At 41.5% G+C, this 24506-nt stretch carries 17 protein-coding genes and 1 riboswitch; of the genes, 13 read left to right on the top strand and 4 right to left on the bottom strand.

The features are described 5' to 3' along the window. From FC33_RS02200 to FC33_RS02190, 3 genes are all read left to right on the top strand, one after another. On the top strand, positions 1 to 496 hold a 496-nt coding region (locus FC33_RS02200; RefSeq protein ID WP_202813764.1), incomplete at its 5' end, for an LPXTG cell wall anchor domain-containing protein. A gap of 256 nt (positions 497 to 752) precedes the next feature. After that, positions 753 to 3428: a SpaA isopeptide-forming pilin-related protein gene (locus tag FC33_RS02195; protein WP_057826990.1), complete on the top strand. Its 2676-nt coding sequence runs from the start codon at positions 753 to 755 to the stop codon at positions 3426 to 3428. Positions 3429 to 4470: 1042 nt separating this feature from the next. Beyond that, positions 4471 to 7110 carry an LPXTG cell wall anchor domain-containing protein gene (locus tag FC33_RS02190; RefSeq protein WP_057826989.1) on the top strand — a complete coding sequence of 880 codons (2640 nt, stop codon included), beginning with the start codon at positions 4471 to 4473 and terminating at the stop codon, positions 7108 to 7110. A 54-nt stretch (positions 7111 to 7164) separates the two neighbouring features. Here the strand turns inward: FC33_RS02190 and FC33_RS02185 are convergent, their stop codons facing one another. Next, the gene (locus FC33_RS02185; RefSeq protein WP_057826988.1) at positions 7165 to 9585 is read right to left on the bottom strand and encodes a Xaa-Pro dipeptidyl-peptidase; all 2421 of its coding nucleotides are present in this window, start codon (positions 9583 to 9585) and stop codon (positions 7165 to 7167) included. A gap of 177 nt (positions 9586 to 9762) precedes the next feature. On the opposite strand from FC33_RS02185, the gene FC33_RS02180 reads away from it, so the two are divergent. The 4 genes from FC33_RS02180 (at position 9763) to cls (ending at position 14796) form a co-directional block, all read left to right on the top strand. After that, on the top strand, positions 9763 to 10935 hold the full coding sequence (locus FC33_RS02180; RefSeq protein ID WP_057826987.1) for a cation:proton antiporter: 1173 nt from the start codon (positions 9763 to 9765) through the stop codon (positions 10933 to 10935). 146 nt (positions 10936 to 11081) lie between these two features. Then, on the top strand, positions 11082 to 12365 hold the full coding sequence (locus tag FC33_RS02175) for a PTS transporter subunit EIIC (protein ID WP_057826986.1): 1284 nt from the start codon (positions 11082 to 11084) through the stop codon (positions 12363 to 12365). Positions 12366 to 12381: 16 nt separating this feature from the next. After that, positions 12382 to 13254, top strand: coding sequence for an alpha/beta hydrolase (locus FC33_RS02170; protein ID WP_057826985.1), 873 nt, complete (start codon positions 12382 to 12384; stop codon positions 13252 to 13254). Between the two features lie 93 nt (positions 13255 to 13347). Further along, entirely contained in the window at positions 13348 to 14796 is a 1449-nt protein-coding gene (gene cls / locus FC33_RS02165) for a cardiolipin synthase (protein ID WP_420864651.1), read from the top strand. A gap of 40 nt (positions 14797 to 14836) precedes the next feature. On the opposite strand, the gene FC33_RS02160 is transcribed toward cls, so the two are convergent. Together FC33_RS02160 and FC33_RS02155 are read right to left on the bottom strand one after the other, a co-directional pair. Continuing rightward, on the bottom strand, positions 14837 to 16132 hold the full coding sequence (locus tag FC33_RS02160) for a nucleobase:cation symporter-2 family protein (protein WP_057826983.1): 1296 nt from the start codon (positions 16130 to 16132) through the stop codon (positions 14837 to 14839). A gap of 2 nt (positions 16133 to 16134) precedes the next feature. Then, positions 16135 to 16710: a xanthine phosphoribosyltransferase gene (locus FC33_RS02155; protein ID WP_057826982.1), complete on the bottom strand. Its 576-nt coding sequence runs from the start codon at positions 16708 to 16710 to the stop codon at positions 16135 to 16137. Positions 16711 to 16787: 77 nt separating this feature from the next. Beyond that, a riboswitch (purine riboswitch) is annotated at positions 16788 to 16888 on the bottom strand. A 147-nt stretch (positions 16889 to 17035) separates the two neighbouring features. Here FC33_RS02155 and FC33_RS02150 point away from each other — a divergent pair. Further along, positions 17036 to 18019: a GMP reductase gene (locus FC33_RS02150; RefSeq protein ID WP_057827040.1), complete on the top strand. Its 984-nt coding sequence runs from the start codon at positions 17036 to 17038 to the stop codon at positions 18017 to 18019. Between the two features lie 167 nt (positions 18020 to 18186). On the opposite strand, the gene FC33_RS02145 is transcribed toward FC33_RS02150, so the two are convergent. Then, positions 18187 to 18912 carry a GntR family transcriptional regulator gene (locus FC33_RS02145; RefSeq protein ID WP_057826981.1) on the bottom strand — a complete coding sequence of 242 codons (726 nt, stop codon included), beginning with the start codon at positions 18910 to 18912 and terminating at the stop codon, positions 18187 to 18189. Positions 18913 to 19109: 197 nt separating this feature from the next. On the opposite strand from FC33_RS02145, the gene galE reads away from it, so the two are divergent. The 5 genes from galE to FC33_RS02120 all read left to right on the top strand — a co-directional run bounded on the left by galE (position 19110) and on the right by FC33_RS02120 (position 24443). Further along, positions 19110 to 20111, top strand: coding sequence for a UDP-glucose 4-epimerase GalE (gene galE / locus FC33_RS02140; protein WP_057826980.1), 1002 nt, complete (start codon positions 19110 to 19112; stop codon positions 20109 to 20111). Positions 20112 to 20374: 263 nt separating this feature from the next. Continuing rightward, complete coding sequence (locus FC33_RS02135; protein WP_057826979.1) at positions 20375 to 21427, top strand: aldose epimerase family protein; 1053 nt, start codon at positions 20375 to 20377, stop codon at positions 21425 to 21427. A gap of 14 nt (positions 21428 to 21441) precedes the next feature. Continuing rightward, positions 21442 to 22089, top strand: coding sequence for an HAD family hydrolase (locus tag FC33_RS02130; RefSeq protein WP_057826978.1), 648 nt, complete (start codon positions 21442 to 21444; stop codon positions 22087 to 22089). Positions 22090 to 22189: 100 nt separating this feature from the next. Continuing rightward, positions 22190 to 23260 carry an AI-2E family transporter gene (locus FC33_RS02125; RefSeq protein WP_057826977.1) on the top strand — a complete coding sequence of 357 codons (1071 nt, stop codon included), beginning with the start codon at positions 22190 to 22192 and terminating at the stop codon, positions 23258 to 23260. Further along, entirely contained in the window at positions 23253 to 24443 is a 1191-nt protein-coding gene (locus FC33_RS02120; protein WP_057826976.1) for a MalY/PatB family protein, read from the top strand. Before FC33_RS02125 ends, FC33_RS02120 begins: the two co-directional genes overlap by 8 nt. Positions 24444 to 24506 lie beyond the last annotated feature (63 nt).

Genomic DNA, 24506 nt, shown 5'->3' with positions numbered 1-24506 from the left:
GCCAACATTGGTATCAAGCTCAATGAACGTCCCAGTAACAAGCTGGTCAAAGGAAATTGTGAACGGAAGTTCAGCAACGACGGTTGGAACAACAGTGATCACATATTCACAAAGTGAAATTCCGAATAAGGAAAGTAACAACAAACCAACAGCTAACACGGCAACAATTACACATAACGTTCAAAATACAACTGTAATTAATAACAATAATAATCACAGTACAAACCAAGGCGGAGTAGCAGTTATTGGAAATAACAATAACAACGGCGGCAACAACGCTCAAGGCGGCCAAGCTGCTCAAGGCACTCAAGGCAGCAACAATGTTGAGAACAATCAATTAACTGCAAATGGTCAAAATACACAAAACGGGAATGGTAACAATAGCGATGGCAGCAACTTACCACAAACCGGTGAAACTGGAGCAAGTGCATTGATTGCTTTAGGAGTGATTTTGATCGTTGGATCAACAATTGCTTTCTACATTAAGCAGCGTTAATAACTAATGATGAGAAAAGGGAATGCGATGGAAAGTCGCATTCCCTTTTTTGTTAAGAACTGATAATCTTTTTAAAGAAAAAATTATATTTTACAAATATTTAAGGTAATGTTTAAACAAAAATGCGTTTTTGTTGTGTTGGATAGTGATTGATAATAAGATTGAAAGTCGGAGATTATTTTATAGTGAATTCAAATCAAAAGGGGGATTTGATAACTATAAAATCATTCTAATTTTTAAGGAAAGGATCGATAAAATGTCAAAGAGTAAATCTCGAATTGTACGGTTTTTGATGGTTGTAATTTCTGCGCTTGCTTTGATTATTCCAATGACGCATTCTCAAAAAGTTCAAGCAGCAGATATTACAAGTTCAGAAGTCAATTCAATTTCAACAAATGTTGGGCAGGCTAAACCTGGACAACGGGTATACTTCACAATGACCTTTGGGAATAGTTCACAGGTTATTCATACGGGTGATACGATTCACGTAACCTTCCCGCAAGCAACTGATACGGCTGCTGGGATTCAAGGAATTCCTCACCAGATTCCAGTCAAGTATAATAACCCAAGTGATCCAGGTGACCCGCTAAATGGGCAAACGATTGCGACTGCTGATATTTCAACAACGGGTGTGACAATTACATTTAATAGTAAGATGAATGGTCACATTTTAACGTCAGGGAGGTTAACGTTTGCGGGTCAGATTGCGGCTAAGGCCGGAACTAATCCAACCAAGGTTAACAATTGGCCGAATATGGGAAATGTTCCGACACCATCAATTCACGTTAGCCAGACGATTAAGCCGAACACCAATCCTAACGTTGGCCAAGGTGGAACACCAAACATCATTGCACCAACCGGTCAAGTTAAGAAGAGTGGTCGGATTGCCAATAATGGAAATATTAATTGGCAAGTTCACGGGGTTTTAGGTGACCCAGGAACAACGACCATTACGGATACATTGAAGGATGGTCAAACATTGGTCCCAGGATCAATTAAAATCACCTACTTTATTCAGTACCAAGATGGTCAGTGGGGAACTGACCACTTCAGATATACTGAAAAGACTTATCCAGCCTCTGAAGGTAAGATAACAGAATCAAGCGATGGATTCACAATTACTGCAAACCAATATGACATCGCCGGTGCATTGATGGGGGTTGACCAAAGTGGTAACCAGGGCCAAGTTCAACAGGTTGCGTATACGATCACGTACCAATCAAGGCTTTCATCAACGGAACAAAATGATCAGTGGACAAATTCAGCTACGCAAACCAATCCTGACGGCTCAAGCGGCGGTTCAACAACGGCAACTGTAAAGAATAGTTGGCAGGCAACGGCGGACGGAATTCAACCGAAGTACGGGGTAAAATTACAGAAGGTTGAAACCACAAATGGTCAAATAGCTGGCTTATCAGGAGCAACATTTGAACTTACTGGAAATGGAAAGAATCTTACAGCGGTCTCAAACGCTGCAGGGGTCGTTGGCTTTAGCGGATTACCAGCTGGAACATATACGGTAAAAGAAACTAAGGCTCCAGCAGGATACAGCATTAATAATGAAAAAATTAATGTAACGATTGATGATAAAGGAAAGACAACGGTAACGGTTGATGGAAAAGATGTTACTGATAATGCATGGGTAATTGATACGCCATTAGCTGCAAGTTCGTCAAGTAGTTCATCGTCAAAGAAGTCAAGCTCAAGCAAGATCTCTTCAAGCAGTAGCAAGAAGAGTTCAAGCGTAAAGAGTTCATCAAGTAAGAAATCAAGTTCAAGCAAGATTTCAAGCAGCAGTGAGAAGAGCTCAAGTGTAAGGAGTTCGTCAAGTAAGGTCTCAAGTAGTAGCAAGAGCTCAAGTGTAAAGAGCTCATCAAGCAAGAAGTCAAGCTCAAGCAAGATTTCAAGTAGCAGTAAGAAGAGTTCAAGCGTAAAGAGCTCATTAAGTAAGAAGTCAAGCTTAATTAAAAGTTCAGTAAAGAGCTCAAGCAAGAAGAGTTCAATGGTCAAGTCATCAAGTAAGGCTTCATCAAAGAAAGCTTCAAGCAAGAAATCAAGTTCAAGCAGGGTTTCAAGTAGTAGCAAGAAGAGCTCAAGCATCAAGAGTTCATCAAGCAAGGAATCAAGCTCAAGTAAGATTTCAAGCAGCAAGAAGAGCTCAAGTATTAAGAGTTCATCAAGCAAAGAATCAAGCTCAAGCAAGGTTTCAAGCAGCAGTGAGTTAAACGCACCTTCAAAGAATGATTCAAGTAGTAGAGAGAGTTCATCAAACATTGTAAATTCGTCATCAACAGCTAGCTCAAAGAGCATTGGTGCAAATTCAAGCACGGCTTCATCAAATGGAAATGGTGGCGGAAATAGTTCAAGTAAGTCACAAGGCTCTCAAAGTATGACATCATCACTTGTGTATACATCAAGTATTGTTTCAGTATCTGGAGGAACGGGAACAAGTAGTTCTTCAGAAAATACAGGAAACGGGTTACCAAGTAAAGGTTCAAGTTCAATTGGGCCTTCTACGCCAAGTCAAAAGCCGGCCCCAGCTCCTGCATTTTCAACAAGCGTGATTATTAAATCAAGCTACGTTCAAGTTCCGGTTCCGGGTTCTGGAAACAATAATGAAGGTGGATCATCAGGAAATGGTTCTTCTCAGAACCAAGGTTCAAGCAACATTGGAAATGGAGCAGTTGCTGAAACAGGAAATACGAATGGCGGCAACGCACAACAAAACAATGGTGCTCAACCAATAGGTAATCAAAGCATAGAAAATAGTTCAACATCATTGAAAGCTCAAACAAGCCAACAACAAGCTGGTCAAAAAGAAAATTCACAACAAAAACTTCCTCAAACCGGTGAAGCAAGTTCAATTGTGATTGTTAGCTTAGGAGTTGCAATGATTGTTGGATTGGGAGTTTATCTAGAAAAAAATAAATAAAGGGATTGTTTGAAACATTAAAGAAGTTGCAGAAATGTAACTTCTTTTTTTATAATCTAAATTTAATTAAAGTTAAAGATTGTTGGAATATTACGAATGAATAAAAAATATCTCAAAATAAAATTTGGGTTTATCAAATGGATGAACGGCCGAATGGAAGCGGTTATCATAAATCATATTAAAAAACGCTATTTTAAAAATTTTAAGTGTTGATTTATTAAAATTTTTTTATTGATTTCAAATAATTCAGTAGGGTAAAATCAAACCACAATATGTTAAAGATAAATAAGCTTATTAAATAATCCTTTAATGTAGTGTGATTAAGAATCACGATGCATTTAATGACTTAAAACAAATCAAATGTTAATATTTCAGGACTTAAACCTGTAATGAAACCTCCGAGTAACTTTTCGAGGAGGATGATTGAATTTTTAGTCATAATCAAAAATGCTCCAAAATCGTTAGGTAATCTAATAATTTTAGAACACTTCTGAATTACGATTTTATGATTCGAATGAGGTAAGGTAAGTAACTAAGGATTCAATATGAGGGTTTAAGTGTAATGAAATTCAATAATGAACCAATTAAAATAAAATCCATTCAAATATTGGTGCGCTAGGGTCTCTATATACAATTCAGTTTTATTGTGAAGCTTAATTTGCGATAATTTTGTCCACTCAATAAGACACTGGCGAAAATTCCACAGTACTTTTTAACCTTATAAAATGACCAATTCAGATCGAACTGCACGATTTGAGTTGGTAAAATTGTTAAAATTAAATCCCCATTAATTTTGACGATTAATGAACTTTTCTAATTTAGAGAAGTTTAATTTGATAATTGATCCTCATTGATTATCAAAATTCGAAAACGAGAGTCCTTTTATAAATAACACGTAGATCGATTTAGTCCAATTAGAAGATAATTGGCAAATCCAAAATTTTATTTTGAAATGGTTAAGCTGTTGAAAGCAATAACTTTTCAAAGAAGGAATAGGTAAAATAAAAAATTTAATTGTTGGTTTTAAAGAAGGGGGATCTAAATGGATCATTTAGTTCATTTAATCAAACATTGTAAAATGGCACTTTTATCAGTTGCTATTTTGATAGTATCATTATTCAGCAGTTCGATTACTGTATTGGCAACAACGCCAACTGATGCCGGCGCAGGCCAGGTAAAGGTCACAGGACTAACAATCGATAAGCATGAAGTTCGAAATAACGGCTATGTAAATGTGGCTGTGGCGTTTCAAGGTGGAGCAAACGTTCAACCTGGAACAACGTTAACTATTAATTTACCGCAAAATACAACTAATGTTGCGGGCTTGCACGGTGTTCGTGGAAAGCAAGCAATCAATGCAACGTATAATGGAAATACCATTGATAATGTTGCGACTGCTGAAGTTTCGCAGGATAAGGTAGTAATTACTTTTAATGACCATGTTAAACAATTGCCTAACGGATTTGTGGGAAATTTCCGGTTTAACGCGGTTGCAGAAGCAGCGATAAATTCAAAAGATAAAGTTACTCCAGCAACAATTACGGTCGATGGTCAATCAGTATCAATAAATGTTACTAATAACTCAACCCCTGTAGGACCAGGGGTGTCATCCCAAAAGCCAATTGATACAAGTAAGACTTACTTTAATAAAGGCGGATATTTTGGAAAAGACGGGAATATTAACTGGGGAATCAATGGTTCGATTCCAGATGCAAACACGGGTAATATTGTAATCACGGATACTCCGTCTGGACCAGCGACCAAGATCAACCAGGCTTCATGGTCAATTGCGATTAAGTCAGCGAACGGTTATACTGATAAATTCAGCGTTGGTCGGGCACAAAAAGAACTACGCGCCAAAATTACCTTTGATGATAAGGGAGGATTTACCTGTGTAATTCCTGCTGATGTATTGAGAAATACGGTTTGGCATATTCAATACAATTCGCAAACAATTGAAACCCCAACAAATGGTGATACGTTTGATAATCATGCAGCTGTAAGTTATAACAATAAGACACAAACGGCTGATAAGCAGATATCTTTTAAGCAAAATATGAGCGGTGATATTGTTGGTTTTGATACTGGAAAATTAACTCTTCAAAAACAAGATGGACTGACTAAGGTCGCTTTACCAGGAGCACAGTTTTCTTTGTATAAGAACGGTACAGCGTTGAAAACCGCTGTTACGGATAATACCGGTAAATTAGTATTTACAGGACTTACAGATGGAAATTATACGTTGAAGGAAACGAAAGCTCCTAATGGGTATCAATTACCAAAAGATGAATACCACTTTACGATTAGTCAGGGTAAACTTGCAAACTCAAATTTACCTAAAAATTATATCTTGAAGAATTATAAGACTGCTTCAAGCTCAAGTAAGATTTCAAGCAGCACGAAGAGCTCAAGCATCAAGAGTTCATCAGGCAAGAAATCAAGTTCAAGCAAGATTTCAAGCAGCAGCACGAAGAGTTCAAGTGTAAAGAGTTCATCAAACAAGAAGTCAAGTTCAAGCAAGGTTTCAAGCAGCACAAAGAGCTCAAGCATTAAGAGTTCATCAAGTAAGAAATCAAGCTCAAGCAAGATTTCAAGCAGCACGAAGAGCTCAAGCATTAAGAGTTCATCAAGTAAGAAATCAAGCTCAAGCAAGATTTCAAGCAGCACGAAGAGCTCAAGCATTAAGAGTTCATCACCAAGCAAGAAGTCAAGTTCAAGCAAGGTTTCAAGCAGCACGAAGAGCTCAAGCATTAAGAGTTCATCACCAAGCAAGAAGTCAAGCTCAAGCAAGGTTTCAAGTAGCAGTAAGAAGAGTTCAAGCGTAAAGAGCTCGTCAAGCAAGAAATCAATTTCAAGCGTGAAGGTTTCAAGTAACTCATCATCAAAGAAATCAGCAACAGTTAAGAGTCATCATGGTGGTGATCGTCCTGCCAAGAGTTCAGTGGCTAAATCGAGTTTGAATAGTGAGAATAGTTCTGTGAAGTCATCAAGCGCAAAGAGCTCAACAGCGAAGTCATCAAGCAAGGAGTCTACATTAGTTGAAAATTCAAGTGTAAAGAGTTCATTAGAAAAGCCATCAAGCACAAAATCTTCAACAGCTAAGAGTTCATCAATTGAAAGCTCAAGTACAAAGTCTTCAACAAAGAAGTCATCAGGCGTGAAGAGTTCATCGATTGGAACAAGCAACACGAAGTCTTCATCAATGAAAACATCGAGTGTGAAAAGTTCATCAATTGAAGGTAATAGTGTTAAATCTTCAACGATGAAATCATCAGGTGCAAAAAGCTCATCAAATGCAATCAGCGACGTGAAGTCATCAACTGCTAAGAGCTCATCATATGCAACCAATAGCACGAAATCTTCATCAGTTGTAAAGGATTCTTCTCAAGAATCGTCAGCCAAAGATCACAACCAAGAAACAACTTCTGGATCAAAAGGTAAGGAAGAACAATCTTCAAATGGTCACAAGGCCGGCGTAATTGTAACAAATAACAATAATGGAAAAGGTAATACCACTGGTAAAAGCCATGGAAATGGCAATAATAGTGGTAACGGGAATAATTCATCATCCGGGTCCGAATTACCTCAAACAGGTGAAAAACAATTTACGATTTCATTAATTGTTGGAATTGCAATCTTAGCAAGTGTTGCTGGTGCAACCGTTTATAATAAGAAAAAATAATAAATTTAAATGAAAAACGCCCTGCGGTAACTCACCGCAAGGCGTTTTCTTAATTTATTTCAATTCTTCATAATCAACATTTAATTCACAGTTTTCAAGCTGAAGTGAGTAAGTAATGTCCTCGTTTCCGCGGACGGTCATTTCCATGTCGGTTGAGTAAATTACAAGCCCAAGTTGATGACCTTTAAGCAAATGGTAAAACATCGGCTGAAGGTCCAATTCGAATTGGTAGAACGTTTTTGGAACTAATTCATCCGTTTTCCATGGATGTTCACGGTTTTGAAGATTGATGTGTCCCTTCGTGATCATTTTCCACGGGGTTGGTTTTGCAAGTTTGAATTCCTTTAAATCATCAGGGCGCCATTGATAACCGGCATCAAGGGCCTTCAAGTCAAGCGTTGCCGGAACTTCACCCAGCCGCTTGGCCATTCCGAAGTCAACGAGCATGAAGCTCAGCATCCCCTTATCAACACTCGAGGCAACGTCTAACTTAATGTGCGGACACCCTTGAAGATAGATGTCGTGTTGCAGCTTTTCCGTCTTGAAGATCAACCGGTTGTTATTAAGGGCATTTTTTTCATCACTTAAAAGATCAGCGCGCCACTGATTCCAGTTCTTTTTATACTGATCAAAGGCAGCTTGTTCAAGCTGGTCATTAAATGATGCGACTGCTGGTGCAGTTGCATGGTCAACGAGCTGTTCATTTTCAAATCCAAATTGATGGGTTTGCGGATTTTCAGTATGCCATCCATCAAATGCATGCCACGTGCTTTCAGTACTATTATCCTGAACGCAAACATCTGGAAGTAATTCATCAGCGTGGTTTTCAACGCCGTATAATTTATTTGATAGCCAGATATTCATCATATCTGTGAAATCAATTGATTGGAAATTATTAATATAAATATGTTGTCCCTGATGTAAGAAAAGTTTCTTTGTTACAGGAAGCTTTTCTAGTTCGCGATACAAGTTATAAACATTGCGTGGTTTAACGTTCCAGTCATTTAATCCGTGAACCATTACGACGTCACACTTAATGTTTTCGACATCTTTAAGATAGTTGCGGGCGTCCCAAAATGAATTATAGTCTCCGGTTGTCCGGTCTTGGCCGGCTGTGATTTCGGCAAGATCACGGTTGAATTGGTCCTTGCATTTCAGGTAATCACCGGCTTGTTTTTGCCGACTGAAACATTCTTCGGCAAGAATATCGGCATCTTCACCTGGGAAGCCGCCGGGAGCAATTACAAGCCCGCCGTCCCGGTAGTAGTCATACCAACTTGAGATCGCAGCTTCTGAAATGATGGTCTTCAAACCGTCAACGCCGGTTGTAGCTGCAGCCGTTGCAAGCGTCCCGAGGTATGATTTCCCGGTCATTGCAACGGAGCCGTTACACCACCATGCTTTGATTTCGATGTTGTCGGTTTTATTGGTAAATGCCCGCCGGTTGCCTGCCAACCATTCAATGATTGCAATCGTCGATTCGGTTTCTTCCTTTGAACCGCAAGTCCGTTCGCCGTCAGAATCCATTGTTCCGATTCCGGCTGCATAAACGGCAGCATACCCGCGGGCAAGGAAGTAGTCGTTTAAGGTAACGGCTTTGGCGTGACCGAACGTTTCTTCAGCCGTCTGCGTTTCGCTCTGGACTTGGCGCGCAGGCGGAAGTTCAACGGCGGGTTCATGAAATTCAATGTCTTCATATGTATTGTTGTTTGGTTGCTTGCGTTTCAGCGACACGTCAACGTTGTGCATTAATTTATCAGCTGCATGATCGTTGGTTCCTTGATTATAAGGACTGGCAGTATAAAGCGCCGGAACTTTTAAACCATCGTTGGTTTCGACAGGCCGAATGATTTCGGCTTTCAGCAGATCGCGTTTGCCGTCATGATCAGTGTCCAAGGATGATTCAACGTAAACGACTTCACGAATCAATTTAGAAGTGTCAAATACCGGTTGCGTTTTTCCGTTGAAAATCAGCGGCTTTTGCTCAACCGGCAAATTCCAGAATGGTTTAAAGTAGCCCTTGGCAGCTAACAAATCAAGGTAGGTTCGGCCGCCTTTGCCGTGAGTACAAAGCAAATCATACCAAGCATCGATCAAGTCGGCTGCATTGGTTAACTGATCGTGGTGGAAAAGGTGCAGGTCATCCATTTTTTCAAATAGATGATCGATTTCAAAGTCATCGTCAACTTCAAAACCCAATAATTGCATTGCAACCGTGTAGAAGACTTCAAGTGTTAATTGATGATGATCAAGATAGTCCTTTAAGTCTTGATCAGGGGTTGCGAGCAATGCGTGTAACTTTTGGTCAAATGCACTTGAACTTTGAGCTTCGATCAACGCACACCGTAGGAAATGAAGGTAAAGGTCATTTAATGACAGTGTGCATGCATCAGCGTCTAAAAAATTAATTTTTTGAAGTTCATTAATTTTTTGCTGATGATCAACTTTAAGATGTGCAAACTGATTAATTTTCATTCAAAATTCCTCCCATTAAAGGTTAGTTTAAGTATATCAAGATTGGAGATTACATGACAAAAAAAGTGGGGCATGGTAAGATAGTAATTGAAATATTTGTTCGGAGTGGAGTTTGTCAACCTTAGGCAAACTCTTTTTTTATAGGCAATCGATGCGAGTCGAGAAAGGAATTTGATCGTGGAATTTTTAGGAACATTATGTTTGGTATTGATCACAACTTCATTGGCAGGTCACTTTAGCCGGCGAATTGGAATTCCGGCTGTCATTGGGCAGTTGCTGGTTGGAATTTTGATTGGTCCGGCCGTTTTAGGATGGGTACATAACAACGCGTTTATGCATACTTTTTCTGAGATTGGCGTCATCATTTTGATGTTTATCGCAGGGCTTGAAAGTGACCTTGGAATGCTGAAAAAGTATTTTAAACCGGCACTGGCGGTTGCTTTCAGCGGTGTTGTTTTTCCCGTGGTGTTGATTTACTTTTTCGGAAAGTTATTTCACTTTTCGTTTGAACAGGCGATTTTTCTGGGAGTAACCTTTTCGGCAACTTCGGTCAGTATCTCAGTTGAAGTCTTGAAGGAATTGAAACGGCTAAAATCCAAGGAAGGAACGACGATTCTTGGAGCGGCCGTGATCGATGATATTATTTCGGTGATCATTTTAAGCGTGCTGGTAAGCATGTTTAGCAACGTTGCCAAAGCACAGGGTGGCCATCACTCAAGCAACCTTTGGATGAGTTTCTTATTGGATGCCCTTTATTTTGTCGTGATTTTCTTCCTGTTTGAATGGATCGCACCGAAGATGATGCGGCTGGGTGAGCACTTAAAAGTTGCTTCATCAGTGACGTTAATGTCGATCGTCTTGTGCTTAGGGATGGCATGGCTTGCTGAACAGGTAGGCTTAAGCGATGTTGTTGGAGCGTTTTTTGCAGGGGTTGCGATTGCCCAAACCCCATATAAGCAGGAAGTTGATTCCAACATCGAACCGATCGGCTATGCGGTCTTTATTCCGATGTTCTTTGTTAGCATTGGCTTGAATATGACGTTCAAGGGCTTTTTTGACGACTTGATTTTTATCGTTTCGTTAACGATTTTAGCATTGATCACCAAGTGGCTTGGCTGCGGCCTGGGAGCAAAGGTTTTAGGAATGAATTACGATTCAATGAATATTATTGGATCGGGAATGGTTTCGCGGGGTGAAATGGCGTTGATCATCGCTCAGATCGGGTATGAAGCTCATTTATTGAGCTCAGAGTATTACTCGGGAGTAATTTTCGTAATCATCCTGACGACCCTTGCAGCACCATTTATGCTCAAAGCAGCGATCAAGCGGCAAATGCGCAATGAAAAGTAAAAATGAATATTGAATGAATAACCCTTGAATTTACTGAAGATTCAATGTATTTAGTAGGTTCAAGGGCTTTTTCATTGTATAATGACCAACAGAGATACTATAGAAATCAGGTAAGTGAAATGAGGTTATCGGAGAAAGGATACAAGTTGATCGTTAAACTGTATCAGCTCCCATTTATTTTAGTAATGCGGCGAACGATGCTGATGCTTTTTCCGTTTGCGGTTTTAGGCAGTATTGCGTCGGTGTTCAACGTTTCAATTTTGTCGCGAACAGGGTTTATTGGGAACATCTTTTATATTACCCAATGGTTGCCGCACGTTGCGCGGATCCGGTCAATGTTTGCAGCCTTCAGTATGATGACGGTTAAAATTTTGGCGGTTCTGGCTGCATACCAGGCCGGTACGCATACTGCCCGACTATATCATAAAAATACTGAAATGACCGGAATGACGGGGATGCTGGCATTCTTGATTATTACTTTACGTCCAGTCCAGCGTCAATATGGTCCGCAGACTTTTCTTCAATTCAACGTCAATAATAATTTGATGGGGATTCAAGGAATTTTGGTTGGAATTTTAATTGGTTTTATTACGGGGCAGATTTTCCGAATTTTTAACCGCAAGCCAATTTCGATCCGTTCAGATTCGTTTTCGCGGGCTTACCGGACAATTATCCCGGTCATGATCACCCTTGGAGCAGCGATCATTGTTAACCAGTTGATTATTCAAGTTTACAAGTATCAAATTCCATCTGGAATTTCGAATTATTATCAAGCATTATCATCGAAAAAGCATGGCTTAGTGATGACTTTGATTTTAGGGGCGTGGTCAAGTTTTTTGGCATGGCTGGGATTGAGCGGTCCGTATAATCAAGCCAGTTTCAATGATGATCCGGCTGCGGTCGCAGACTTAACGTATGCCCTGAAACACCATAGTCCATGGAATGTTCCATATAAGTATACGCAAACAACGCTATATCACAGCTTTGGAACGTTTGGCGGGGTGGGTTCAACCTTAGCCCTTGTCATTGCCATTATCATTGTTGCCCGGACGAGCCGGTATCATCAGGTTGCACGATGGGCAGTTTTTCCAACGTTATTTAATGCTAACCAGCCGATTTTATTGGGAATTCCAATTTTATTTAATCCGATATTCCTGATTCCATTTGTCGCAACGCCGGTAGTCAACATGCTGATTGCAGCGTTTGCGATTCATTTCCAAATCATGCCGCCGGTAACTTATCCGTCACCGCTTGATACCCCAGGAGTCTTGTCAGCGTTTATTGGAACGGGTGGAAATCTTATGGCATTATTAGTCGGAATTTTAATTATGACGCTTGATGTATTGATTTACATTCCATTTGTTAAGTTGTCAGAGCAAATTCGCAACGAAATGCAGACCAAGGAACGGCAACGGTTAAGAATGCGGTAATAAGGAAGTGAAAAAGATGGATGCACATAAGAAACGCAGTGGGATTTTCTTATTGGTTGCAGGAATCATCATGTTAGCAATGGCAATTCCATCGTATTTTTGGACGCGCAATAACATTGATGAGCTTGCTCATTGGCAAAATTCCAAACTTTCACCGGTGATCATGATTCCCGGAAGTTCGGCAACGGTCAACCGGTTTGACGACATGGTAAAATTATTGAATCAGACTGATCACCAGAATCATAGCCTCTTAAAGGTCAAAGTGTTCAATGATGGGAAAATTAAATATTACGGTAAGATTCGCTCGGGTGATAACGAACCGATCATTGTGGTTGGCTTTCAAAATAATCATGATGGGTATAGCAATATTCTGAAGCAGGCAAAAATGTTCAACGAAGCCTTCAAAGCGTTGCAGAAAAAATACTATTTCAACAACTATAAGGCGATTGGACATTCAAACGGTGGTTTGGTTTACACCGCCTTTTTGGAAAAATACTATAAAAACTATGATGTTCGAATGACAAGTTTAATGACGATCGGTTCGCCATTTAACTTTGATGAAACAAATCTTAAATATAAAACGCAGATGCTGTCTGACTTTATTAAGGCACGGAAAAATATTCCCAAGAATTTGACGGTTTATTCCGTTGCGGGAACCGAAAACTACGACTCGGACGGGTTAGTTCCGTTGAATAGTGTGGAAGCGGAAAAATATGTTTATCAAGGCCAAGTCAAACATTATACTGAAATTACGGTAACGGGTGTGAACGCTGAACACTCTGATTTGCCGCAAAATCAGCAGATTGTTGACCTGATTCAGAAATATATCTTGACTTCTGATTATCCAGCTCCGGGTGCCGGAACGGGTCACCAGCAGGTAAAGCAATAAAATTAAGTGCCACTTCGGTTTATCGAATGATTTGCTTTTGGTAAAATAAAAGTAAATGATTTTCGAGAAAGGAGCGGCACTTTTTTGCATACTTTGGGGATTATAATTGGAGTTATTTGGATCATTAACTTACTGGCTGCAATTATTACGGTTTTCCATGAAAAACGCGATATTTCAACGACGTGGGCATGGTTACTGGTGCTGGTGTTTATTCCGATTTTTGGATTTTTGCTGTATCTGTTTGTGGGACGTAAGATCTCGCACGATAAGATCTTTACGATCCAAAAAGAACAGGAAAAGGTTATTAACTCGCTGACGCGCCGCCAAAAAGAAATGTGGCAAAAGCGGGACCTGGACAAGAACAGTACCCAACAGGAACGTGAATTGGAGCATTTGTTTCTTGAATCGGAAGGGGCGTTTTTAACAACGAATAATCAAACCCAGTTGTTTGATGACGGCAAAGCCTTTTTTGATTCGCTGTTAAAGGATATCAAAAATGCCAAGCACAGCATTCACATCGAATTTTACACGTTTTATGCGGATAAAATCGGGCATAAGGTTCTGCATGCTTTAGAGGATGCAGCCGAACGCGGCGTCGAAGTCCGGGTCCTGTATGATATGTGGGGTTCGATTGGAACCAACTACAAGTTTTTCAAACGGTTAGAACAGCTAGGCGGCGAAGCTCAAGGATTCATTTCGAGTTCCGAAAAACAGTTGATCACCACCCCACGGTTGAACTATCATGACCACCGTAAACTGGTGATCATCGATGGCAAAACGGGCTACATCGGCGGCTTTAACATCGGCGATCAGTACCTTGGCCGGCTTGAAAAGTACGGTTATTGGCGCGACACCCACATGCGCATTTACGGAATGGTAACGATTCAAATGCAGGCCCGGTTCATGATGGACTGGAATACAACTTGCCGGCGAACAACGAAGAGCCGGTTTGAATTTGAAAAGAAGTACTTCCCGGTATTTGAGGGCAACGGCAAGACCAAGATGCAGATCGTTTCATCTGGTCCGGATAGTGAACGGCATTCGATTCGGCGCGGGTACCAAAAGATCATTTCAACGGCGCAACGTTATCTGTATATCCAAACCCCGTACCTGATTCCGGATGATTCAGTGATCGAATCGTTGATCATTGCGGCATTATCAGGGGTTGATGTGCGGATCATGATTCCAAGCAAGCCGGATCATCCGTTTGTTTACCGGGCAACGGAATATTATGCCAAGTACTTGGTAAATAATGGGGTCAAGGTTTACCGCTATGATAATGGTTTCCTGCATGCGAAGACGATGATTACCGATGATACGATTGCTTCGGTCGGATCAGCCAACCTTGATTTCAGAAGTTTTGAATTGAATTTTGAATGTAATGCGTTTTGTTATGACGCGGATTTGACCCGGCAGTTGAAGACAATTTACGAAAAAGATTTGGAACACTGTACCGAATTAACCCCGGAATACTTTGAAAAGCAGTCCCGGTGGCGGAAATTCAAGCAGTACTTCTCACGGCTGTTATCGCCGATCTTATAAATTAAAAAATGGAATCGGATTTTTCCGATTCCATTTTTGATTATTCACGATTTCTAAATTTCGGCCGTTTCAAAAGGAGATTCAATCCAACGGCACAGACACTGGCAATTACGATCCCGTTTCCGAAGAAAAGCTGAAGTGATTGCGGCAATGCTTGGAAAATGGTGGGGTAAACTGATGCCCCTAATCCAGCACCAACCGAAATGGCAACAATCAACGTGTTGCGTTCGTCGGTAAAGTCAACTTTTAAAAGCATCCGAATTCCTTGAACACTGATCATTGAGAACATGACGAGCATTGCACCGCCTAAAACCGGGGTGGGAATGATGGTTGCCAATGCCCCGATTTTCGGAAGCAGCCCCATCAGCATCAGTAAGCATGCTGCCCAGTAGATCGGACGCTTAGTCCGAATTCCAGAAAGTTCAAGCAAGCCGACATTTTGAGAGAAGGTTGTATACGGGAAAGTGTTAAAGATTCCGCCGAGGATCACGGCTAATCCTTCTGCCCGGTATCCTTTTTTCAGGTCTTCTTTTTGAATGTCGCGGTCAAGCAGGTTTCCTAAAGCAAAGAAAACGCCAGTCGATTCAACCATTGAAACCAGTGCAATGATGATCATTGTTAATGATGGTGAAAGGGCAAACCGTGGCATGCCGAAGTAAAACGGTTGCGGAACGTGGAACCATGCGGCTTGGGTAACGGGTTTGAGAGAAATCATTCCCATAAATGAGGCAACGATTGTTCCGCCAATCAAGCCGATCAAAACGGCAATCGAACGGATAAATCCTTTGCCCCAAAATTGGATTGCAAGGATGATTAAAATCGTAATGCCGCCAACCGCGATATTTGGCAGTGATCCGAAAGATTTGCTGGCGACGGTTCCGCCACCGAGGTTTTGAACGGCAATTGGAATCAGGGTCAATCCAATCACGGTGATCAAACTGCCCGTTACAACTGGTGGGAAAAGTTTGCGAATTTTAGCGAACTGTCCGGCAATCAGGAAAACGAAAATTCCGGCAACGATGATCGAGCCGTACATCGTTCCAATTGAGTATTCATGACCAATCATTTTGAGCGGTTCAACGGCTTGAATGGCGCAGCCTAAAATAACGGGCAAGCCGATTCCAAAGTACCGGTTACGGGCAAGTTGGAGAAAAGTGGCCAGGCCGCACATGAAAATATCGATTGAAACCAAATAGGTCATTTGAGTGCTGGAGAAGTGCAACGCGGTTCCAATCAATAACGGAACGGCAACCGCCCCGGAATACATTGCCAGTAAGTGTTGAATTCCTAAAATAAATGCTTTGCGGTGGTTAACTTCAGATGATGGTTGGTTCATAACTAATCCTCCATAAAGGTGACGTGCTGATCAGCAAGTGATTTGATTCGAACGAGGGATTCAAGCCTGTATCCTGAATTACGAAGTTGCTGGCCGCCTTTTTGAAAGGCTTTTTCAATTACGATTCCAATTCCAGTAAGGGTGCATTCGGCTTGGTTGCATACTTGAATCAGGCCGTTGACCGCTTCGCCATTTGCCAAAAAGTCGTCAATGATCAAGACATGATCGGTTGGGTTAATGAATTTGCGGTCAACTAAAATGTGATTGGTAACCTTTTTAGTGTATGAAAAGACGTCAGCGTGGTAACTGTTGTCATTTTGAATTGCACTTTTAGATTTGCGGGCAAAAACGACCGGAACGTTGAAAGCTAAACCGGTCATCAGGGCTGGTGCGATTCCAGAAGCCTCGATCGTTAAAATTTTAGTAACTGGTTGGTCATCAAAGAGGTGCTTGAATTGTTGACCGATGCGCTGCATTAATTGTGGATCGATTTGGTGGTTCAGAAATGAATTGACTTTTAAAATGTCGCCATCAAGGACTTCGCCATCTTGTAAAATACGTTGTTTAAGTTCTTCCATGTATAAAAAAATCCCTTCATTTTTGCTTGAAAATGCTGATGGTTAAGCAAATGCAAAAATGAACGGATTTAAAATGATTCCGAACACTCAAAGCTTATAGTCCGATGTTTTACGGTATCGGGTAGAAACTTGCTAACCATATCATAGCGATTATATAAGCAAAAAGTTAATTTAAATGTTAACTATATTATGAACGATTATTTTGAATTGTCAAACATTGGTGAATAATTTCGGGAACAAAAGACAATTTTGTTCTTGAAAATCAGTGGAGATTCCTATAAAATAATCAATGGTCATTTTAAGAATTTTGAAGGGGAAAACGAAAATGGAAACCTTTGATTATGAAGATGTGCAATTAATTCCAAACAAATGTGTTTTGAAAAGTCGGAAAGAGGCGGATACCCGAATTAAATTCGGTCCCCGGACGTTTAAGCTCCCGGTCGTTCCGGCAAACATGGCAAGCGTGATCGATGAGAACCTTGCTTTATGGTTGGCCCAAAACGGGTACTTTTATGTGATGCACCGGTTTGAACCGCAAACGCGGGCGGCGTTCGTGCAACGGATGCACCAGCAAGGCCAATTTGCATCGATTTCAATTGGAATCAAGGATCGTGAATATCAGTTAGTTGATCAATTAAAGGAAATGCATGAGGTTCCAGAATATATCACGATCGATGTTGCGCATGGTCATTCGGATTACGTAATGAAAATGATCGATTATATTAAGAAGCAATTACCGGAAAGTTTTGTGATCGTGGGTAACATTGCAACGCCGCAAGCAGTAATCGATTTGGAAAGTGCCGGTGCCGATGCCACGAAAGTTGGAATCGGACCAGGCAAGGCCTGCATCACCAAATTGAAAACTGGATTTGGAACGGGCGGCTGGCAATTAGCTGCGATTCAAGCATGCAGTGCGGTTGCTCATCATCCAATCGTTGCGGATGGCGGCGTGCGGTACAATGGCGACATTGCTAAGTCGATTCGATTCGGTGCTTCGATGGTGATGATCGGCTCAATGTTTGCCGGCCATTTGGAATCGCCGGGAGAAATCGTAACGATTGACGGTCAAAAGTATAAGAAGTACTGGGGTTCAGCATCAGCCGTTCAAAAAAATGATGTGCACAACATTGAAGGCAAACAGTTATTGGTTCCGTATCGCGGCAAGATCAGCGATACGTTGCAAGCCATGCAGGAAGATCTGCAGTCGTCGATTTCGTATGCCGGCGGTCGGAAGTTAACTGATTTACGGAAAGTTGATTATGTGATCGTTAAAAATTCAATTATGAATGGCGATCAGTTAGGAGAGTAAAAAAGAAGGTTGCAGACGCAACCTTCTTTTTACTTATCGGGTTCCAAAACAAACGGAGCTACGACGCGAAGCTAGTGAAGGGACGCAAACCTCCGAATCTACGCTGGCGCGATTCGTTCGATTTGCTGCTTCCACCACGCTCGTTTTGAACGTTTTGTCACACCTTTTTATTGAATACTTACAAATGAATTGAATTTCATATATTCATAGTGCAGCCGCATGCTTGAAAACTCAAACGGCGTTCCGTTATCAAGGAAGAAGATGCCTTCCATGACGCCGACTGGTTGAGTTGGATCAAGCTTCAGTAGTTCTTGATCTTGCTGGGTTGACGGTTCAGCAAAAACCGACATGAATGATTTTGAAACGGATTGTTTTAATTCACGGTGAACATAGTCGAAAATCGATTTTTCGAGAATGCTGCTGCTCAATTTCGGGAGCAGCTTGATCGGAATAAAGCCGGTTTCAATCATAAATGGCTGATCGTCAAAGAACCGCAACCGCTTGATCTGGTACACGAAGTCTTCGCTTTCAAGGAAGAGGTCGCGTTGGAGTTCAGCAGTGGGACGCACAACATCAAAACTTAAAACTTTAACGCTGGGCTTTTCACCGTTTAATTGGAAGTTGTCTGAAATTCCAAGATTTTTACCGGACCCGTAATTAAAGACAGATTCGTTCTTTAAGTAAAGCGGGTTGATGAATGTTCCGGAACCGCGCTTTTTAAAGATGATTCCGTCACTGGCCATCCGGCTGAGCGCCCGTTTGATCGAACTGCGGCTTACATCGTACTTTTCAGCAAGGCTGCGTTCATCAGGCAATTTCATGTCTGGAAATTCATTATTAAAAATCTTCTTTTTTAAATCGGTGATAATTTGCTGGTAAATCAATTCAGCCATGGTTAAACTCCTCTTATATAGTGCTATTACCAGTTAAGCACATGGCCGCGAAGATGACAAGTGAAATCTAGAAAGGCAAATTAATGCATGAAAAATGTAAAAAGTGTATAATCCTTTTTAGGAAAATTTATTTCAATGAAGAAATAAGTTTTTAATTACATAAGAATGTTAGAGATCAACTCTAATAGGAGGATATTATGGCATCAGTATTAGTTGTAGGTGGAGCCGGATACATCGGTTCACATATGGTCGACCGTTTAATTGAAAACGGCGAAGATACAGTTGTCGTTGATAACTTATGCACAGGACACCGTGCAGCTGTTAGCGACAAAGCAAAATTCTATGAAGGCGATATCGCAGACAAAGACTTTATGCGGAAGGTATTCAAGGAAAACCCTGATATCGATACGGTAATTCACTTTGCTGCATACTCATTGGTTGGCGAATCAATGCACAAACCTTTGAAGTATTTTGATAACAACATTACAGGCTTGATCAAGCTTCTTGAAGTTATGAAAGAAGTTGGTGTAAAGAACTTAGTCTTCTCATCATCAGCTGCAACATATGGTATTCCAGATCACATGCCAATCAAGGAAACAGACCCACAAAACCCAATCAACCCTTACGGTGAAAGTAAATTAATGATGGAAAAGATCATGAAGTGGGCTGACGAAGCATACGGCATCAAGTGGGTCGCATTACGTTACTTCAACGTTGCGGGTGCAAAGCCAGATGGCTCAATTGGTGAAGACCACGGTCCAGAAACCCACTTAGTTCCAATTATTTTACAAGTTGCTCAAGGCAAGCGCGACAAGCTTCAAATCTACGGTGACGACTACAATACTCCAGATGGAACAAACATCCGGGATTACGTTCACCCATACGATTTGGCCGACGCTCACATCTTAGCAATGAACTACTTGCGTGACGGCAATCCATCAGATGCATTTAACTTGGGTTCATCAACTGGATTCTCAAACTTAGAAATGTTGAAGGCTGCACGTGAAGTTACAGGAAAAGAAATTCCTGCAGAAATTGCCGGCCGGCGTGGCGGAGACCCAGACTCATTGGTTGCTGCTTCAGACAAGGCCCGCAAGATCTTAGGCTGGGAACCAAAATATGATGATGTTCACAGTTTGATTGAAACTGCATGGGCATGGCACTCAAAGCATCCAAATGGCTTTGATGACAAAAATTAAGAAGGTGTGACAAAACGTTCAAAACGAGCGTGGTGGAAGCAGAAAAGCGAACGAATCGCACCAGCATAGATTCGGAGGTTTTCGAACTTCCAAGTAGCTCGTTTGTTTTGGAACCCGATTATGTAAAAGTAACGAAGAAGATTGCGACGTATGTTGCAGTCTTTTTTAATTTAAAATAATGAATGACAACGCTTTACTCTAATTAGAGATATGAGATAATGAAATCGTAGAACGATACTACTTAATTACAGGAGATCAAAAAAATGGACATTTTACAACATACATTTGGACGTTATCAGAATGAAAAGGTTACGGAAATTACGTTGGTCAATGACAATGGGGTTGAAGTGTCATGCCTGACGATGGGCGCAATTTGGCACCGGTTCGCAGTGCCAGAAAATGACGGAACGAAGAAAAACTTGTTGTTAAGTTTTGACGGAATTGACGATTATTATTCAAACAATCAAAACATTTGCAAGTCGATTGGTCGGGTCGCCGGCCGGATCAAAGGCGCTTCGTATGATTTGAACGGTAAGCATTATCAATTACCGGCAAATGAAAATGGCAATACATTGCACGGTGGTCCGAACGGTTTTTCAACGTTGAATTGGAACTATTCAACTTCAATTTCAAAGAATGGCATCAGCGTTATTTTTCAACGGAAGATCGATCAAGAAATGGACGGTTTCCCGGGCAACATTTTAGCAACGATCATTTATACGTTGAACAACAATAACCGGGTGACGATTGCATATAGTGCAATGAATGGCAAGGAAGATACGCTTTTCAATCCAACGTGCCACGCATACTTTAACTTAAGCGACCGGCGTGATTTGACAACACATGAAATGCAGATTAACAGCACCGGAATTTTGGATGTGAATAATCAAATGATCCCAACCGGTGAAGTATTGTCCGTTGCGAATACACCATATGACTTCCGCGATTTCAGCAACGTTGCTTTAGCAGTCGGCAAGGTCCACGGCCTTGATACGGCGTATGTTGTAAACGGTCCTGGTCAAGGAACGAAACCAGTTGCGGTTTTACGTGACCGGGAAAGCGGCCGCCAGATCACGGTCAACTCCGACCGGAATGGCCTAGTGGTTTATACTCCGGAAGAAATTGCGGATCAAAATATGTCATTCAGCCGCGACCATGGCGAACCAGCTAACAAGAACGAAGGAATCGCGCTTGAATGTCAAATGCTGCCGGATGCAATTCACCAAGATAACTTTGGCGATATTGTTTTGCCGCGGTACAGTAAGCAAACATACCGGTTCTCATTTACCTATGACCGGATCAAAAATGAAGATTAGTGGAGTAAATTGAAATGCAGAATTTCTTATTTGACTTTGACGGGACGATTGCGGACTCTGGCGATGCAGCTACCCTTGCGACCCAAGCATGCTTTAAGGATTTTGATCTTGAAGTCCCGACGGCCGAAACGGTGCGGTATTATATGGGGGTTCCGATTGAAATCTTTATTCCGGAATTAGTTGAAAAACAAGGCAAGCATTATTCAGCTGAACAGTTTGAAGCAATGTACGACAGTTTTCGCCGGCACTATGGCGAAATCGAACAGGAAACAACGACCTTGTTCCCGCAGATGAAGGACACGTTGACTGCATTGAAAGATGCCGGTAAGAAGCTCTTCATCGTTTCAAGCAAGGCTTCGACTTCGCTCAAACGGAATTTGAAGACGCTTGGAATTGCCGATTTGTTCGATGATTTGATCGGCTCTGATCAGGCTGAACATTATAAACCAGCTCCAGATGGGGTCTTGATGGTGATTGAAAAGTATCATCTGGATAAGAATGAATCGGTGATGATCGGCGATGCGAAGTATGATCTTCAAATGGGCAAGGCCGCCGGCGTGAAAACATGCGGCTGCTTGTGGGATACGTTTGACGCGCAGTTATTAAAAGCTGAAAACCCGGACTTTCTTTTAGAAAAGCCCGCCGAATTATTGAATATTTAAGTGAAAGGTGTAATGAGCCAGGGATAAAGCGTGGTTTCATTACACCTTTAATGTATAATTAAATTATTGTGAACTAACAGATGGAAAGGGAAAAGAATTAATGAGTTTATGGCAACGCTTTTTGAATAATACGCGGTTACGGCGGTTTGTGATCCTGCTGTTTTTGATTGGAATTTTATTTGCATTCCACAAAATGATCAGTATTATTCTGCTGACGTTTATTTTTTCATTTTTGATCATCCGGTTGATCAACTGGATTCAAAAGCGGATCAAGATCCCGTCGCCGGTGATCGTGGTCGGGGTGTACCTGTTGCTGATTCTGTTATTTGTGGCGGCAGTCACGACCTATGTTCCAAAGTTGATCGTTCAGTCGGAAAACATGATCCACTCGATTTTGCATTTTTACAAGCACTTGCCAGAAGGAGCCGGTGAAATCGCAACGTACGTTTCAGCCTACATCAAGCACAGCGACTTTAGCCAGCAGCTGAAAGGTGGAATGACGGTTATTTTTGGCTATATCAGCAAGGCCGGCTCAATGGGCTTTACGTTCGTAATGTCATTGCTACTGAGTTTCTTCTTTACGGTCGAAAAGGATACAACGTTTAAATTCTCACGCAGTTTCTTGGAAGGACCGTACTCATGGATTTTCAAAGACATTTATCACTTTGCGAAAATCTTTACCAATACATTTGGGGTTGTCTTAGAAGCGCAATTTTTAATTGCAATCGTGAACACGATTCTGACGTGCATTGGGCTGGCAATCATTGGCGTTCCGCAAATTGCCAGTTTAGCTGTGATGATTTTTGTGTTAAGCTTGATACCAGTTGCGGGGGTCATCGTTTCGACGATCCCAATGTCGTTTGTTGCGTATACGGATGGCGGATTCCGCGATGTCGTTTACGTCCTGATCATGTTGTTGGTCATTCATGCGATCGAAGCCTACATTTTGAATCCGAAGTTCATGTCAAGCCGCACCGAACTGCCGATTTTTTACACCTTTGTTGTGTTATTTGTTTCAGAACGGCTTTTCGGAACATGGGGCTTGATCGTTGGAATTCCGATTTTCACTTTCTTATTGAATGTGTTGGAGATCGAACCGCATCCGGGACGGCATCAGAAATTGCATCGGAAAGTGCAACAGCGGCGCAAGAAAGGTGAGAGCAATGAATAAGGAAGATTTTGTAAAACAATATGCGGTTGAACGCCAAAATACGAATTCAGTAAAGTGGGACGGCATGCAAGCCAAGTTCGGCGAAAACGATCTGTTGCCGATGTGGGTTGCCGATATGGAATTTAAGACGCCGGAAGCAGTTCGGGAAGCGTTGCATGCCCGAATCGATGAAGGGGCATTCGGTTATTCATTTACACCGGACACATACTATGATGCTTACTTTACATGGCAAAAAGAACGGTACGGAATTGAACTGCACAAGGAATGGGTGCGGTTTAATCCGAACGTGGTGCAATCATTAAGCAACCTGGTTCAGTTATTGACAAAGCCGGGGGATGCCGTGATGGTTTTGCAACCCGTTTACTTCCCATTTATGGATGTGATTGAAAAGAACGGTCGCAAGTTAGTTGTTTCAAATTTGATCGATAATCACGGTCATTATGAACTTGATTTGGACGACATGCGGCAAAAGATGATCGATAACCAAGTCCGGTTAATGATTTTCTGTAACCCGCATAATCCGGTCGGCCGGGTATGGTCAGCCCAAGAACTTGAAGATGTCCTGGAACTTTGCCGTCAGGAACAAGTATTAGTGATTTCAGATGAAATTCACCATGATTTAATGATCGATGGCAGCCAATTTACATCAATGTTGAACATTAGGGACGGTTTTTACCGCGATAACCTGGTCGTTGTTGATTCCCCGTCGAAAACCTTTAACTTGGCGTCATTGTGGAACAGCCATGTAATCATTCCCAATCCGCAAATTATGATGCGCTATGACGCATATCAGGAACGGATGAAGAATCCGGGCGGTTGTTTGTTAGGCCAAGTTGCGGGTGAAGCCGCATACCGGCATGGCACCGAATGGCTTGAAGGATTGCTTGAAACGATTGCGGATAACTATCATTATGTTCGTGATGAATTAAAGAAGGAACTTCCAGAAGCTGTGATTTCACCGCTTGAAGGAACATACCTTGCATGGATCGACCTTTCGCAACTCGTCGCCAATGAAGACCTGCAGACCGTCATTCAGGATAAAGCAAAATTAGCCGTTGATTTTGGCGACTGGTTCGGTGAAGCGGGCAAGGGGCACATCCGCTTTAACTTAGCGACGACGCCGGCCAATGTCCACCAGGCAACGAAGCAGTTAATTCAAGCCGTTCGGGCATATCAGGAATAATTTGTTAAAGAGACTATTAATTTTTAATAATTCAGTGTAAAATATTCAATGTAATATCTTAAT

Source organism: Ligilactobacillus aviarius subsp. aviarius DSM 20655, from assembly GCF_001436315.1.
GTDB classification, from domain to species: Bacteria; Bacillota; Bacilli; order Lactobacillales; family Lactobacillaceae; genus Ligilactobacillus; species Ligilactobacillus aviarius.
Note: the sequence above shows the minus strand (reverse complement) of the source record. Positions and strands in the feature narration are given on the sequence as shown.